General features: G+C 73.0%; 14 protein-coding genes. 6 read left to right on the top strand and 8 right to left on the bottom strand.

Annotation, left to right across the window (positions count from 1 at the left end; genetic code table 11):
* The first annotated feature begins 250 nt into the window (after positions 1-250).
* A complete protein-coding gene (locus O7627_RS05260) occupies positions 251-1,465 on the top strand; it encodes a YibE/F family protein (protein ID WP_278092364.1) in 1,215 nt (404 codons plus the stop codon).
* On the opposite strand, the gene O7627_RS05255 is transcribed toward O7627_RS05260, so the two are convergent.
* The 3 genes from O7627_RS05255 to O7627_RS05245 form a co-directional block, all read right to left on the bottom strand.
* Positions 1,443-2,357, bottom strand: a complete 915-nt coding sequence (locus tag O7627_RS05255; protein WP_278098169.1) for a Gfo/Idh/MocA family oxidoreductase — start codon at positions 2,355-2,357, stop codon at positions 1,443-1,445. The genes O7627_RS05260 and O7627_RS05255 overlap by 23 nt on opposite strands.
* A gap of 251 nt (positions 2,358-2,608) precedes the next feature.
* Positions 2,609-3,313: a hypothetical protein gene (locus O7627_RS05250; RefSeq protein WP_278092363.1), complete on the bottom strand. Its 705-nt coding sequence runs from the start codon at positions 3,311-3,313 to the stop codon at positions 2,609-2,611.
* An 89-nt stretch (positions 3,314-3,402) separates the two neighbouring features.
* Positions 3,403-3,885, bottom strand: a complete 483-nt coding sequence (locus O7627_RS05245; protein ID WP_278092362.1) for a tetratricopeptide repeat protein — start codon at positions 3,883-3,885, stop codon at positions 3,403-3,405.
* Between the two features lie 77 nt (positions 3,886-3,962).
* Here O7627_RS05245 and O7627_RS05240 point away from each other — a divergent pair, with 77 nt between their 5' ends.
* Complete coding sequence (locus tag O7627_RS05240; RefSeq protein ID WP_278092361.1) at positions 3,963-4,328, top strand: hypothetical protein; 366 nt, start codon at positions 3,963-3,965, stop codon at positions 4,326-4,328.
* A complete protein-coding gene (locus O7627_RS05235) occupies positions 4,321-4,722 on the top strand; it encodes a hypothetical protein (protein WP_278092360.1) in 402 nt (133 codons plus the stop codon). The genes O7627_RS05240 and O7627_RS05235 overlap by 8 nt, the downstream gene beginning before the upstream one ends.
* Before the next feature lie 12 nt (positions 4,723-4,734).
* On the opposite strand, the gene O7627_RS05230 is transcribed toward O7627_RS05235, so the two are convergent.
* Positions 4,735-6,390, bottom strand: a complete 1,656-nt coding sequence (locus O7627_RS05230; protein ID WP_278092359.1) for an alpha-amylase family protein — start codon at positions 6,388-6,390, stop codon at positions 4,735-4,737.
* 164 nt (positions 6,391-6,554) lie between these two features.
* On the opposite strand from O7627_RS05230, the gene O7627_RS05225 reads away from it, so the two are divergent.
* Positions 6,555-7,220, top strand: coding sequence for a DedA family protein (locus tag O7627_RS05225; protein WP_278092358.1), 666 nt, complete (start codon positions 6,555-6,557; stop codon positions 7,218-7,220).
* Positions 7,221-7,234: 14 nt separating this feature from the next.
* Here O7627_RS05225 and O7627_RS05220 read toward each other — a convergent pair whose 3' ends face one another.
* Both O7627_RS05220 and O7627_RS05215 read right to left on the bottom strand, forming a co-directional pair.
* The gene (locus O7627_RS05220) at positions 7,235-8,635 is read right to left on the bottom strand and encodes a cellulose binding domain-containing protein (protein WP_278092357.1); all 1,401 of its coding nucleotides are present in this window, start codon (positions 8,633-8,635) and stop codon (positions 7,235-7,237) included.
* Between the two features lie 128 nt (positions 8,636-8,763).
* Positions 8,764-10,164, bottom strand: a complete 1,401-nt coding sequence (locus O7627_RS05215; protein WP_278098168.1) for a carbohydrate-binding protein — start codon at positions 10,162-10,164, stop codon at positions 8,764-8,766.
* Positions 10,165-10,467: 303 nt separating this feature from the next.
* Between O7627_RS05215 and O7627_RS05210 the strand changes: the two genes are divergently transcribed.
* Both O7627_RS05210 and O7627_RS05205 read left to right on the top strand, forming a co-directional pair.
* A complete protein-coding gene (locus O7627_RS05210) occupies positions 10,468-11,625 on the top strand; it encodes a glutamate--cysteine ligase (RefSeq protein ID WP_278092356.1) in 1,158 nt (385 codons plus the stop codon).
* Positions 11,618-13,000 (top strand): FAD-dependent oxidoreductase, encoded by a 1,383-nt coding sequence (locus tag O7627_RS05205; RefSeq protein WP_278092355.1) that lies wholly within the window; start codon positions 11,618-11,620, stop codon positions 12,998-13,000. The genes O7627_RS05210 and O7627_RS05205 overlap by 8 nt, the downstream gene beginning before the upstream one ends.
* A gap of 1 nt (position 13,001) precedes the next feature.
* Here O7627_RS05205 and O7627_RS05200 read toward each other — a convergent pair whose 3' ends face one another.
* Positions 13,002-14,327: a hypothetical protein gene (locus O7627_RS05200; protein ID WP_278092354.1), complete on the bottom strand. Its 1,326-nt coding sequence runs from the start codon at positions 14,325-14,327 to the stop codon at positions 13,002-13,004.
* A gap of 112 nt (positions 14,328-14,439) precedes the next feature.
* On the bottom strand, positions 14,440-14,973 hold the full coding sequence (locus tag O7627_RS05195) for a SigE family RNA polymerase sigma factor (RefSeq protein WP_278092353.1): 534 nt from the start codon (positions 14,971-14,973) through the stop codon (positions 14,440-14,442).
* Positions 14,974-15,080 lie beyond the last annotated feature (107 nt).

Here is a 15,080-nt window from a genome sequence, read left to right as displayed (position 1 = left end):
GTCTCGCCGACCCGGCCCGACCAGCGCACTGACGACAACCACCGGCCCCACCTGCACCTACCCCCACCCCGCCACCAAACCTCGCTCATGATCGTGACGCGCTGGGCCGTCGAACACCGCGGTGTTTCAACGGCTGGTCGCGCCACGATCATGACAACCCCGTCCGCGCAACGGCCGGCGCTGCCGTAGCGTCGAAGGCAGGCCCCCTGCTGGCTATCGGCAGTCGCCGACGGCGCGATGGAGGGCGGGCATGGGCGGCACGCACGGGCACGGGCACGCGCCTGGGCACGGGCACGCGCCTGGGCAGCGCGTTCCCGGGGCGGTGCCGGAGCGGGCCCGGCGGCTGATCGTCGCCGTGCTGCTGCCGTTGATGCTGCTCACCGCGGCCGGTCTGGTGCTGCTCTGGCCCACCGAGCGCCCGTCGGCCAGCGATCCGAACGAGGCACTGCGGCGCGGTGGCACGGTCACCGAGCTGCGGCCGGCCGGGTGCGGGCAGCGCGCCGCGCCGCGCTGCGACACCGCGCTGGTCCGGCTCGACGACGGACCGGCCGGCGCCGCGGCCGTACCGGCCCGGATCCCGGCCGGGCCGGGCGCCCCGCAGCTGCGGATCGGCGACCGGATCGTGGTGGTCGAGACGGCCGAGGCGGACGGCGGCACCGGCTACGCGGTGCTGGACCATCAACGGGGCCGGCCGTTGCTGGTCCTGGTGCTGGCGGTGGCGCTCGCGGTGATCGGATTCGCCCGCTGGCGCGGGCTGGCGGCGCTGGCCGGCCTGGCGGTGAGCTTCGCCGTACTGCTGCTCTTCGTGCTGCCGGCGATCGGCACCGGCGAGCCGCCGCTGCTGGTCGCGGTCGTCGGCTCGGCGGCGATCATGTTCGCGGTGCTCTACCTGACCCACGGGGTCAGCGCCCAGACCTCGGTGGCCGTGCTCGGCACCCTCGCCAGTCTGGTGCTCACCGGGGTGCTCGGCGCGGTGAGCATCGCCGCCACCCGGCTGACCGGCTTCGGCAGCGAGGAGGCCAGCCGGCTCGCCGTCCAGCTCGGCGAGGTCGACGTACGCGGACTGCTGTTGGCCGGCGTCATCATCGGCACCCTGGGCGTGCTCGACGACGTGACCGTCACCCAGACCGCGATCGTCACCGAGCTGGCCGCCGCCGATCCGGGCCTGTCCCGACGGGGTCTCTACCGGGCCGCCAGCCGGATCGGCCGAGCGCACATCGCCGCCACCGTCAACACCATCGTGCTCGCGTACGCCGGGGCGACGCTGCCGCTGCTGCTGTTGGTCTCGGTCAGCGGTCTCTCCGTCGGGACGACCCTGACCAGCGAGTTCATCGCCCAGGAGGTGGTTCGGACCGCGGTCGGCACGCTCGGCCTGGTGGCCGCGGTGCCGCTCACCACCGGCCTCGCCGCCCTGGTGACGGCCCCCGGCGCCGCCAATGGCGCTACCCGGGGGCGGCGACGGTGACGGTGCGGCCCTCCGCCCGGGCGGTCTCGGCGGCGGCGAGCACCGCCACCACGTCCCGGCCGAACCGGACGTCGCAGCGGTGGTCCCGGGTGGCCGAGTCGACCTCGGCCAGCAGCTGATCGATGGCGAGGATGAGGGCGTCCACCGCGCTGCCGTTGCGGGTCGGCAGCTCCTGCACCCCCTCCTCACCGAAGAAGACGAAGTCGGAGAGGACCGCCGCCGGTGGGGCGTCCAGGCTCAGCGAGACGGTGCTCGCGGCGCCGCCGTCGTGCGCCAGCAGCAGATGGGTGGTGTCCCGGGGGCCAGCCAGGGCGGCCACCCGGCGGACCGGGCCGAGCACCGGCAGCAGCACCGCCAGGGCGTGCGGGCCGACGTCCCAGAGCCCGCCGCGTTCGCGCCGCCACGCCGAGCCGCCGTACGGGTTGTCGGGCTGGAAGATCGACGCGAACAGGGTCACCCGGGCGCCCTGCCAGCCGCCGCCGGCCGCCGCGGCGGCGGCGATGAAGCCGGCCACGTTCGGATGGAACCGGCCGGTGAAGAAGACGATCGAGGCGACTCCCGACTGCTGGGCCGCGGCGACCACCCGATCGGCGTCGGCCAGGGTCAGCGCCAGCGGCTTGTCCAGCAGCAGGTGCCGGCCGGCCAGCGCGGCCCGAACCGCGATCTCGGCCTGGACGTCCGGTGGCACCGCCACCGAGACGGCGTCGGCGGCCTCGATCAGCGCGTCGATGTCGTCGAAGGCCGGCACCTGATGACGGTCGGCCAGCGCGGCGGCCTTGGCCGGATCGCGCCCCCACACGCCGACGAGGCGGGCACCGGGATGCGCCGCCAGCGCGGCGGCGTGCGTCTCGGACGCCCAGTGGCCGGTACCGAACAACCCGAACCGCAACACGGACCGACCCCTCTCCGGGCCGTCCGCCGACCATCCGACCGCTTCGGCCGGCGGCCGGCGCACCCGGACGGGCGCTGCCGGCACCCGGCTCCATTCCTAACACATCCGATCAGCCGGCACGCCGGCTCGCAGCCCAGCACCGTCGCCACCCGCCGGCCCTGACGCGACACGGCCGCCCACGACTGCGCCGACACTGCCGCCACCCGCCGCCACCGGCACCCTCCGGCAACCCGCGGCTGGGGGCGCCGCTGTCAGCTGCTCCGGCGGAACGTGCGGCGGCGGGCGGTGAGCTGCCGCACGGCCAGCAGCGCCTCCTCCGCCTCGGCGGCGGAGGAGGCCGCCTCGTCGACCAGAGCCTGCGCCGCCACCTCCGCGACCCGCGCCGCCTGGTCGGCCCGCCGGGCGGCAGCCGCCGCCCGGTCGTACTCGCGCCGGGCGGTGGCCCGGTCGATCCGGCACCGGTCCGCGGCCCGCTCCCGCTCCTGCTGGGCCGGGTCCCAGTCGCCGGTCCGCCGGAACACCTCCTGCAGTTCCCGGACCGAGATGTCGCCCCGCCGGTAGGCCGAGAGCGCGGCCCGGGACACCGCCCGTTCCCGCTCGACGGCGCGGCCGGCCGGCTCGGCCGCGCGGCGCCGGTCCGCGTCGCGGCCGGCCACCGCCGCCCGCAGCGCCCGGTCGTACGCCAGTTCGGCGGCCTCCTGGGCGGTCCACGCCGCGTCGCGGGTCTGTTCGGCGGTGAGCGCCGCCGCCCGCGCCTCGACCGCGGCGGCCGCCGCCCGGGCCGCCTCGGCCTCGGCGGCGGCGGCGTGCGCACCAAGCTCGTCGGCCTCGGCCGCCAGCCGGGTCGGGTCCGGACGGGGCGGGCGCGGCGGCCGGCCCAGCACGGCGAGACCCAGGAATGCCAGTACGACGAAGCCGCCCGCCACCAGCAGCACCCAGATGCCCGTAGCGTCCATGTCTGCCCGACTCCCCACGGCGACCCGTCGGTGAACGAGCTTGATGATAGATGCGCATTGATGACAGAACCAGGGGCACGCGGTTACTGTCAGATCTCGTCGCCGCCCGGCGGGCCGGCGGCCAACTGCTGCGCCAGTCGTTCCAGACCACCCTTGATCAGCCGGCCGTAGTCGTCGTCGCCGAGCGCGCCGATCCCCGCCCGCGCGCGCTCCAGGCACTCGCGGGCCCGCTCGGGATCGCCGAGCCTGCGGTGGCACTCCCCCAGGTTGAGGTGCAGCGACGGGTACAGTGCGGCCACCGACATCGGCACCCCGGCCTGGGCGAGCCGGTCGTCGGTGAGCAGGTCGGCCGCCGCCAGCGCCCGCTGGTCCCAGCTCAACTCCTGGTGGACGTCGTCCTGCACGTCGGCCATCGAGTGCGCGAGGACGCAGACGTGCAGGGGGTCACCCCGCTCGCCGCCGATCTCCGCCCAGACCTGCGCGAACAGTTCCCGAGCGGCGTCGGGCCGGCCCTGCTGGTGGTGCAGCTGGACGCCCTCGTTGATCCGGGCGAGCGTCTCATCGACCATCATCGGCCGCCTCGGTGCCACGCACGGCACCGATCGTACGTGCCGGCCGGCTCTACGACAGGGCTTAGTAGGCTGTCGCCGTGAACGGCCTGCTGGTGACGATCGCGATCGTCGCTTCCCTCGTACTCGCCGGGTGGGGCCTGCTGGCGACGGTGCGCAACCGGCCGCCGGACCGCGGCCAGCTGATCGGGCTGGCCGTCGTCGAGGCGGCGCTGCTGGTGCTCACCGCCGCCGCCCTGGTGGCCTGGGCCGGCGGCGACGGTCCGGCCGAGGTCGGCACCTTCGTCGGCTACCTGGTCACCCTGGTCTGCCTGCCGCCGCTGGCGGCCGTGCTGGCCCGGATGGAGCCGACCCGCTGGGGTTCGGTGATCGTGACGGTGGTCTGCCTGGTCATCCCGGTCGTCGTGGTCCGGCTCCAGCAGACCTGGCAGGTCGCCGGTGGCTGACCGGCGGCCCACCAACCGGGGGCCGGGGCGGGCACTGGTCGCCGTGTACCTGCTGTTCGCCATCGCCGCCAGCTCCCGGGCCGGGCTGCAGATCGCCACCCGGTTCGACGAGGCCCCGGTGGCGTACCTGCTCTCCGCGCTGGCGGCGGTGATCTACGTGGTCGCCACCGTCGGGCTGGCCCGGGACACCCCGACCGGTCGGCGGGTCGCGTTCGGCTGCTGCGCCGTCGAGCTGGCCGGAGTGCTCGTGGTGGGGGCGCTGAGCCGGGTCGAGCCGCAGCTGTTCCCCGACGACACCGTCTGGTCCGACTTCGGGCGCGGATACGGCTTCATTCCCCTGGTGCTGCCGGTGATCGGGCTGCTCTGGCTGCGCCGCACCCGCGCCAGACGCTGACCGGCGGCCGGGTCAGCTCACCGCGTCTCCCCGACAGAGCCGGATCCACCGGTAGCCGTAGCCGGCCACCTGCAGCTCGTCGAGCTTGCCCACCGGCCGGTAACGCCGGTCGGTCAACACGTCGATCGGCAGGTCGGCCTCCTCGTAGAGTGAGCCCAGATCCACCGTCGCGTCGTCCGGGCCCAGGTTGTGCAGGAAGACCATGGTGCCGGTCGATCCGTCGGCGCGGTGGGCGAGCACCCCGGGCGGCAGCACCACGTCGATGTGGGTGCAGGTGCCCTTGCCCACCTCCGGTGCCTCCCGCAGGGTCCGGATCATGCGCTCGAACCAGGAGAGCAGCGAGCCGGGGTCACCGCGTTGGGCGGTGACGTTCACCGTCTCGTACCCGAACTCGCCGGAGTCGATGACCGGGCGGACCAACTGCTCCGGGTCCGCGGTGGAGAAGCCGGCATTCTGCTTGTACGACCACTGCATCGGGGTGCGGATCGACTCCCGGCCGGGCAGCGACAAGTCCTCGCCCATCCCGATCTCCTCGCCGTAGCGCAGCACCGGGGTGCCGCGGAGCGAGAACTGCAACGCGTACGCCAGCTCGATCCGCCGCCGGTCGTTGCCGAGCATGGGGGCGAACCGGCGCCGGATGCCCCGGTCGTAGATGCGCATCTCCTCGTCCGGGCCGAACTTCTCGAACACCTGGTTGCGCTGCTCGGCGGTGAGCCGGGACAGGTCGATCTCGTCGTGGTTGCGCAGGAAGGTGGCCCAGGACGCCCCGTACGGCAGGGCCGGGGTGTCCCGCAGCGCGTCGATCACCGGCTCCGGGTCGTGCCGGGCCAGGGCCAGCATCAGCCGGCCGTTGAGCATGAAGTCGAAGAGCATGTGCAGCCGGTTGCCGGAGCCGCCGCGGTCGCCGAAGTAGGCGACGAGCTGGTCGGGTTCGACGTTCGCCTCGGCCAGCAGGACCGCGTCGCCGCGTCGCCACTGGACGTGCTGGCGCAGGTCGGTGAGGAACTCGAAGTCCTTCGGCGAGTTCGGGTTGCCCGGCTCGGTCAGCTCGATGATGAACGGCGCCGCGTCGATCCGGAAGCCGGAGACGCCGAGCTGGAGCCAGAACGAGATGATCTTCTTGATCTCCGCCCGGACCGCCGGGTTGCTGAAGTTCAGGTCCGGCTGGAAGCGGTAGAACCGGTGGTAGTACCAGGATTTCGCGGTCCGGTCGTAGCTCCACGTCTCGTGCTGCTCACCCGGGAAGACCATGCCCTGGAAGCGGTCGGCCGGCTCCTGGTCGGACCAGACGTACCAGTCCCGGTACGGCGAGTCCGGCGACGAGCGGGCTGAGACGAACCAGGGGTGCTCGTTCGAGGTGTGGTTGACGACCAGGTCGATGATGACCCGGATGCCCCGGTTGGCCGCCTGGTGCAGCAGCTCGGCGAAGTCGCCGAGGGTGCCGAACCGGGGGTCGATGTTGTAGAAGTCGGTCGCGTCGTAGCCGTCGTCCCGGTTCGGGGACGGGTGGATCGGATGCAGCCACAGGCAGGTCACCCCGAGCCGGGCCAGGTAGTCGAGGCGCCCGATCAGCCCCTGGATGTCACCGACCCCGTCGCCGTTCGAGTCCGCGTATGTGTCGATGTCGAGGCAGTAGACGACGGCCTCGGAGTACCACCTGTCGTTCATGCGGTGCTGGCTTCTCCAGTCGGCCGCCCCGGCAAACCCGCTCCGGCCAATGGCGAGGTACCGCACAGTGTCGGCGGCCGGTCCGCCGGGTACCGGATAGGTTCGATCAACCACGTGTACCGGCATTCGATCAACCGCGTATCGGCAGAGGAGAGGACGACTCGATGACCGTCGCCGTCGGCGCCCAGAATGTCGATCCCACCGAGATGGGCGGCCTGACGGGCTGGGTGGCGGGGGTGATCGATTCGCTCGGCGTACTCGGGGTGGGGTTGCTGGTCTTCTTCGAGAACATCGTTCCGCCGGTGCCCAGTGAGATCGTGCTGTCGATGGCCGGCTACCTGGCCGGCGAGGGCAAGTTCAACGTGGTGGCGGTGTGGGCGGCGGCGACCGCCGGCTCCGTGGTCGGCGCGGCGCTGCTCTACTGGCTCGGCGCCGCGCTCGGCGAGGACCGGCTGAAGCGGTGGCTGGACCGGGTGCCGCTGGTGGAGCTCGACGACCTGGAGCGGGCGGACCGGTGGTTCGAGCGGCACGCCCGCGCCACCGTGCTCTTCGGCCGGATGGTGCCGGTGGTGCGCAGCCTGGTCTCCATCCCGGCCGGCGCGAACCGGATGCCGGTGGGGCAGTTCCTGGCGCTGACCACCCTGGGCAGCGGGATCTGGAACGCGCTCTTCGTCGGGCTCGGCTTCGCGCTCGGCTCCCGGTGGCAGCAGATCGACCGCTACAGCACCTGGTTCGACCTGGCGATCCTCGCGTTCTTCGCGGTCACCGTGGTGAGCTGGGCGGTCAAGCGCATCCGTAAGCGCCGCGCCGCCCAGCCCGCCAACCGGTGACCGCTTCACCCGGGTCAGGGCAGGGTGGCCAGGTGGGGTTTGACGGTCCGGGCGAACCCGTTGCCGTTCGTGACGTCCCAGTTGATCGACCAGGTCATCGCGCCCCGGATGCCGGGGTAGCTGCGCGGAGGGCGGAAGCTGCCGCAGCTGGTGCCCTTGGCCAGGCAGTCCAGCGCCTGGTTGACCAGGTTGGGAGCGACCACGCCGCCGCCGGCGGCGCCGGGTCCGGCGGGCAGGCCGAGGGCGACCTGGTCGGGTCGCAGGCCGGCTTCGAGCTGCAGGCAGGCGAGCGCCGTCATGAAGTTGACGGTGCCCTGGGCGTACGCGAACGACTGGTCGCAGCCGAGCATCGAGCCGGAGTTGTAGAACTGGGTGTGCACCACGGTGAGGATGTCCCGGATGTCCAGGGCCAGCTTGAAGTAGGAGACCGACGGCGACTGCATGTCGATCGTCTGCGGGGCCATCGTGATGATCAGGCCGGCGCCGACCCGGCTGCGTAGCGAGCGCATCGCCTGGGCCATCCAGGTCGGGTTCAACCCGTTCTCCAGATCGATGTCGACCCCGTCGAAGCCGTACTCCTGGATCAGTCGGTAGAGGCTGTCGCTGAGCGCGGCGGCGGAGGCGGCGTCGTTGACCGCGACCCGGCCGGTCTCCCCGCCGACCGAGATGATGACCTTCTTCCCGCGGCTGTGCAGGGCGGCCACGTCGGCCTTGAACTCGTCGTCGGTGTAGCCGCCGAGCGAGGCGGCCAGGCCGGGGTCGATGCCGAAGGAGACCGCGCCGGGGGTGTTGGTGGCCTCCGCGAAGGCGACCGCGATCAGGTCGTACTCGGCCGGCACGGCGCTGAGCCGCAGTTCGTCGGCGGCGTTGGCGAAGTTGTGCCAGTAGCCGGTGAGGAAGTGCTTCGGCAGGCCGGTGACCGGCGGCGTGGTGGTCGGTGGTGCGGTCGTGGGTGGCGGCGTGGTCGGCGGGGCCGTCGTCGGTGGGGCGGTGGTGGTCGGCGGGGGTGTGGTCGGCTGGCTGCCGCCCGCGCAGGCCACTCCGTTGACCACGCAGTTCTGCGGTGAGCCGGGGCCGGCACCGAGGAACCCGAACGACACCGACCCGCCGACCGGGATGGTGCCGTTCCAGGAGCGGTTGGTGAAGGTGTAGCGCTGCCCGGACACGGTCAGCAACGCGTCCCAGTAGGACCCGACGGACGAGCCGGCGGGCAGGTCGAACGCGACACTCCAGGAGGAGACGGCGGCCGGTCCGGCGTTCGACACGGTCATCCGCGCCTCCCAGCCGGAGCCCCAGTCCGAGGTCTTCACGAAGACCGCCGACGGTCCGGCCGCCGCAGCCGGCGAGGCCACCCACACCGCCCCCACCGCGGCCAGCGTCGCGACCATCGCCGCGGTCAGCACTTGACGTCTCATGGCACTCCTCCCACCCCGTCCCAGCATCGACAGCAGCAATTATTAAGAGTGTTAACTGTTTCTGTCCAGTCCCGACCCGCCCGACCACCCGCGACGGGCGGCCGGGCGGGTCGGCACAGTGCCCACGGTCAGGTACGGAAGGTGAACCAGTTGACGTTGACGAAGTCGTTCGGCTGGCCGCTGGTGAAGGTCAGATAGACGGTGTGGGTGCCGGTGACCGCCGAGACGTTGCCGGGCACCGACCGCCAGCTCTGCCAGCCGCCGGTGTTGGCGAGCGCGAAGCTGCCGATCACCGTGCCGGTCGGGCTGCCGAGCCGGACCTCGACCAGGCCGCTCACCCCGGCGGACGCGCCCGAGGCGACCCGGGCGACGAAGTCGCGGGCCGGGGTGGATCCGAACCTGACGTTGTCGAACCGGACCCAGTCGCCGTTGCGCAGCGCACCGATGTTCTGGCCGCCCTCGCTGCAGGCTTCCACGATCACCCCGTTCTGCGCGCTGAACGCCTCCGCCTGGATGGTCGAGTACGCGTTGAACCCGCCACCGGTCGGCGGCGGGGTGGTGGTGGGCGGCGGCTGGGTGGTGCCGCCACCACCCCGGCTCCAGACCGCCACGTAGTCCACCAGCATCGGCCGGCCGGAGACGGTGGCGGCGGTGGGCGTGGTCGAGCCGGCCACCCCGTTCGGGAAGGCCCCGCCCATCGCGACGTTGAGCAGCAGGAAGTACCCGGCGTGGCTGGTCATCTGCGACCAGTACGGCTCGCCGACCCGGCTCTGGGTGACGGTGTGGTACTGCTGGCCGTCGACGTACCAGCGCAGTTGCTGCGGGCTGACACTGGTGTCCCACTCGAACCGGTAGGTGTGGAACGCCGACTGGCAGGTCGACCCGGGGCAGGCCCGGGAGGCGCCGATGCCGTTGAACTCGTCGCACGGCCCGCCGGGCGCCACGCCGCAGTGCAGCACCCCCCAGACCGAGTTGAGCCCGTTGACGTTCTCCATCACGTCGAACTCGCCGATGCCGGGCCAGTTCTGGTAGTTGCCCCGGTAGGGCGAGCCGAGCGCCCAGAAGGCCGGCCAGTAACCGGACGCCGCCGCGCCGGTCACGTTCGGCATCTGGATCCGCCCCTCGATGGCGAGCACCCCGCCGGCCGGCGGCTTGAAGTTGCTGCGTACGGTCTCGATCCGCGACGAGGTCCACTGGCCGGAGCCGTTGCGGATCGGGGTGATCCGCAGGTTGCCGGCGCCGTCGTGGCTGACGTTGGCGGTGCTGTTGGTGTAGGTCTGGATCTCGCCGGTCCCCCAGTTGGGCGGGCCGCCCGGGTAGCTGGTGCCGGTGTCGATGATCCAGTTGCTGGCTGACGGGAGCGTGTTCGCGGCGCCGGTGAAGTCGTCGCTCCAGACCAGGTTCCAGCCGGGCTGGGCCGGCACGGCGGCGCGGGCCGCCACGCCGGCACCGGCCAGCGCGGTGACGGCCGCGGTGACGGCGGCCGCCACCAGGTAGAGGCGGCGGCGCAGGGTGGGGCCGGCCGGCATCGTCAGGATGCCGGCGCCCGGGGAGACGGGTGGACGAGGTCTCATGGGGGTGCCTCTCAGCGGGGCGGGACGGGGACGTGAGAGCGCTCTCTCACGAGTTGTACGTCCCCACCTGGCTTCTGTCAACATCTGTCGATGCCCCCGCCCGACCGGCACCGCACCACCTAGAGTCGAAACTGCGCCCGGGTCCGGCGTGGCGACGCGCGGGCCGCGTTTCCGGTCGCCGCCACAGGGGGTAATCAGGTCACCGGACGGCCGCCGCGCTGCGCGGCCCCTGGCTGACAACGGACGGTGGTGGTGGCGATGGCCGGTCAGGTGGTCGCGGCGAGGCAGCCCGGGGCGGACGCGAGCGCCGATCTGCTCACCGTCGGCATCGAAGAGGAGTTTCTGCTCGTCGACGGCGCGACCGGAGTGGCCGCCCCGGCCGTCGAGGCCGTCCTCGAACAGGTCTCACCGGAGCTGCGCGGCCAGGTCCAGTACGAGTTCCAGACCAGCCAGGTCGAGATCGGCAGCCCGCCCGGCCTGGAACTGGCCTCCCTGCGACACTCGCTCGGGCTGCTCCGCCGCGGCCTCGCCGACGCCGCCGAGGCCGCCGGCGTGCGGCTCCTCGCTGTCGGCACCGGACCGCTGGACGGGCCGATGCCACCGGTGGTCGACAAGCCCCGGTACCACCGCATGATCGACCGGTTCGGCCTTCTCGTGCCCGGCCCGGGCAACAACGGCATGCACATCCACGTCGGGGTCCCCGACCCGGAGATCGGCGTGCAGGTGCTCAACCACCTGCGGCCGTGGCTGCCGATCCTGCAGGCGGCGACGGTCAACTCGCCGTTCTACGAGGGCGCCGACACCGGGTACGCGAGCTGGCGGGCGGTCAGCTGGGAACGCTGGCCGTCCGTGGCGCCCACTCCCTGGCTGCGTTCGCACGCCCACTACGAGCTGCTGATCGACGAGTTGATCAGCAGCGGCATGATGCTCGACGAGGGGATGCTCTACTGGTACTCACGGCTGTCGGCCCGCTATCCGACCGCCGAGTTCCGGGTCGGCGACGTCTGCCCGAGCCTGGACGACAGCATCCTGGTCGCGGCGTTGGTCCGGTCCCTGGTCGCCACGGCGCTCACCGACATCCACGCCGGTCGACCGGCCACCGACGTGGCGCACCACCTCCTGACCGCGGCGCACTGGCGGGCCGCCAAGGACGGGCTGGAGGGGATCGCGGTCGACCCGTTCAACGGCGGCACGGTCCCGGCCTGGCAGCTGATGGAACGGCTCGTCGACCGGGTCCGGCCCGAACTGACCCGGCACGGCGACCTGGCCACCGTCTCGGCCCTGCTGGCCAAGCTCCGCGAACGGGGTACCGGCGCGGCCCGGCAGCGGGCGGCGTACGCCCGCCGGGGCGAGTTCGCCGACGTACTCGACGAGCTGGCCCGGCAGACCCGGGGCGAGGGGGACCCCGGTGCCTGAGCGGATGGTGGTGATCGGCGCGGACGCCGGCGGCATGTCGGCCGCCTCCGAGGCGCGCCGCCGCCGGTCACCGGACGATCTGGAGATCGTCGCCTTCGAACGGGGCAACTTCACCTCGTACTCCGCCTGCGGCATCCCGTACTGGATCGGCGGACTGGTCGACGAGGTGGACGAGCTGATCGTGCGGAAGCCGGCGACCTTCCGCGACGACTTCCGGATCGGCGTACACCTGCACCACGAGGTCACCGGCCTGGACCTGGACCGGCGTGAGGTGGTCGTGCGGGACCTCTCCGACGGCGGGCGCGAGCGCCGCGAACGCTTCGACATCCTGGTGTACGCCGCCGGCGCGGTACCGGTCCGACCGGACTGGGCGCGCACGGACGCGGGCGGGGTGTTCGGGGTACAGACCCTCGACGACGGGGCGGCGCTGCGGGCCTGGCTGGACCGCGACCCGGCGCCCCGGCAGGCGGTGGTGATCGGCGGCGGCTACATCGGCGTCGAGATGGCCGAGGCGATGATCCAGCGCGGTCTGGCGGTCACCCTGATCGAGCAGGGCAGCGAGCCGATGTCCACAGTCGACCCCGACATGGGGGCGATGGTCCGTGACGCGATGGTCCGGCTCGGCATCGACGTCCGGACCGGGGTCGAGGTCGGCGAGCTGCTGACCCGCGACGGCCGGGTCCGGGCGGTCGGCACCTCCATCGGCGAGTTCCCCGCCGACGTGGTGGTGCTCGGCCTCGGGGTCCGGCCGAACACCGCGCTGGCCGCCGCCGCCGGCCTGCCGATCGGGCCGACCGGCGGCATCCAGATCGACCTGCGGGCCAAGGTGGTCGGCACCGACCGGATCTGGGCGGCGGGCGACTGCGTCGAGACCATCCACCGGGTGACCGGGCGGCCGGTGAACGTGCCGTTGGGCACCCACGCCAACAAGCAGGGCCGGGTCGCCGGTATCAACATCGGCGGTGGATACGCCCGCTTCCCCGGCGTCATCGGGACCGCTGTCACCAAGGTCTGCGACCTGGAGGTGGGCCGCACCGGCGCGCTCGAACCCGAGGCGGCGGCGGTCGGGTACGACTTCATCACGGTGATCGTGGAGTCCACCAACCGGGCCGGCTACTTCCCCGGCTCGGAATCGATGCACGTGAAGCTGATCGCCGAACGACACACCGGAACGCTCCTCGGCGCGCAGATCGTCGGCCGGTCGGACGCCGCGAAGCGGATCGACGCGCTGGCGGTCGCGCTCTGGAACCAGATGACCGTCGAGGAGATGGCCGGCCTGGACCTCGGCTACGCACCGCCGTACTCGCCGGTCTGGGACCCGGTGCTGATCGCCGCCCGGCGGGCGGCCGACAAGCTCCGCAGCATGGACTGCTGACTCACTCGCAGCGCCAGAGCAGGGCCTGCGGGTTGCCGTCGGCGTCGTCGCCCTGCCCGCCGATCGTCCGGCCGTCGTCGCTGACCACCACCGCAAGGTTGCTGGTCGGGCTCTGCGGCTTGGCGAAGACGGGCAGCGGCAACAACCCGTCGTCGGTGAGCAGACCGGCCAGTCCGTCGGCGGAGCCGACCACCCAGCCCTGCGCGTTGCCCGCCTGCGGCCACAGCGTCAGGTCCGGGAAGTCGACGAACCGACCGCTGGCCAGGTGGAGGCGGACCGGGATGGTGAGCCCCTCCGTCTGGTCGGCCTCCAACCCGGCCAGCCCCGTCACCCAGCCGTTGCGGATCGACTGCGGACGGAACGAGTAGGCCCGCTGCCCCTTGAACGTCGGCAACGGCAGCAGCTGGCTGGTCCCGTCCGGCGCCCACAGGTGCGCCCGTTCCTGCCCGCTGCCGTCGCGGTCGATGACGGTGCCGATCACCGTGCCGTCCTCGTCGATGTCGACGGCCGCGCCGCGCGGGTGGCTCTCCGGCAGCGGCAGGTCCACCGGTTGCTCCGATCCGGACGGCCACAGCACCGGCTGGGTGCCGTCGCGGGTGCCGACGATCTGGCCGGACTCGTTGATGGCGACCGCCTCCCCGTTGCGTACGCCGGGGAGCTGGGCTGCCTCGCCGTCCAGCACGACGAACGGCCGCGGTCCGTCGTCGCCCCAACTGGACCCGACGGCGACCCCCTTCGAGGTGGCATCGACCAGGCTCTGGTCGCTGCCGGGCAGGTCGACCACCCTCGGCCGGCCCGATGCCCAGAGCAGGACCGGATAGCTGCCCTCGGCCCGGTCCGGGTACGACCGGCCGAGCACGATCTGACCGGTCGGATCCATCCCGGTGACCAGGCTCATCGGCACGTCGTCGGGGATCGGCAGCGGCTGCGCCCGGCACCTTTTCGGCGCTCTGACCGGGTCAGCGTCGGCCGGACCGGCCTCCGGCGTCGCCGCGGCGTCCGGTGTCGCGCCAGGTGATCCGGTCGGTGCCGGGGCTGACGCCGCCTCAAGCGCGGTGGTCGGCGCCGGCTCCCCGGCGGTCTGCATGACGACCGGGACGGCCGCGAGCATGGCGACGGTGAGCGCGGCGGCCCCGCCGGCACCGGCCACCCGCCGCACCCGCCGCCGGCGCTTCCCCTCCGCCATCGCCCGGCCCAGATCGACCCGGCTCGGACCGCCCGGCTCGTCGTCGAGCCTTCGCAACAGCGTGATCGCGTAGTCGTCACCGGGCGGCTGCGGGTCGGTCGACCCGTCGCGCCCGTCCCACTGTTCGCCGCCGCCGCTCACCGCGCCACTCCCTTCGCTGCGTGTCCCGCCCGCTTCGCTGCGTCCGCCCTCTTCGATGCCCCCGCCGACCTGACCGCCGCCGCCCGCTTCGGCCCGTGCCGCGTCCGTCCGGTCATCGTTGCCCCCCGATGTCGGCGAACTCGCGGTCGCCGAGGATCTTCCGGAGTGCGGTCAGCCCGTGCGAGGTCTGACTCTTCACCGTCCCGGCGGTGCAGCCGAGAATCTCGGCGCACTCGTTCACCGGCAGGTCGTGCAGGAACCGCAGCACCAGTACGGCGCGCTGCCGGGGCGGCAGCTTGGCCAGGGCGGCCCGCAGCAGGTCGCGGTCGTCCGCCGACGGGTCCAGCGGCTGCGGTACGTCCGGCAGCGTTCCCGGCAGCAGCACCCGCCACCAGCCCTTGCGCTGCGCGTCGAGGAAGGTGCGCACCACGATGGCCCGCACGTACGCGTCCAGGTGGGCGATCCGGGGCACCCGGGACCAGTGCAGGTAGAGCTTGGTGATCGCCTCCTGCACCAGGTCGTCGGCCTGGTCGGCGTCACCGCAGAGCGAGTACGCCAGCCGCCGCAGCCGGGGCAGCCGCGCCGTCACGTACTCGACGTATCCGCCGTCCGGGTCGCCGTGCTCCGGTTCCGAGCCGTGCCGCATCCGCAAGACCTCCTGGGGGTTCCGCCCACCTAGACGGCCGTCCCGCCGGAATGGTTGCCCGGCGCGGGCACCCAATCTTGCCGCGCGCTTGACACGACCACTCCATT

Source organism: Solwaraspora sp. WMMD1047 (assembly GCF_029626155.1).
In the GTDB taxonomy this organism is placed as follows: Bacteria; Actinomycetota; Actinomycetes; order Mycobacteriales; family Micromonosporaceae; genus WMMD1047.
This window is presented reverse-complemented; position numbering and strand designations above follow the sequence as displayed.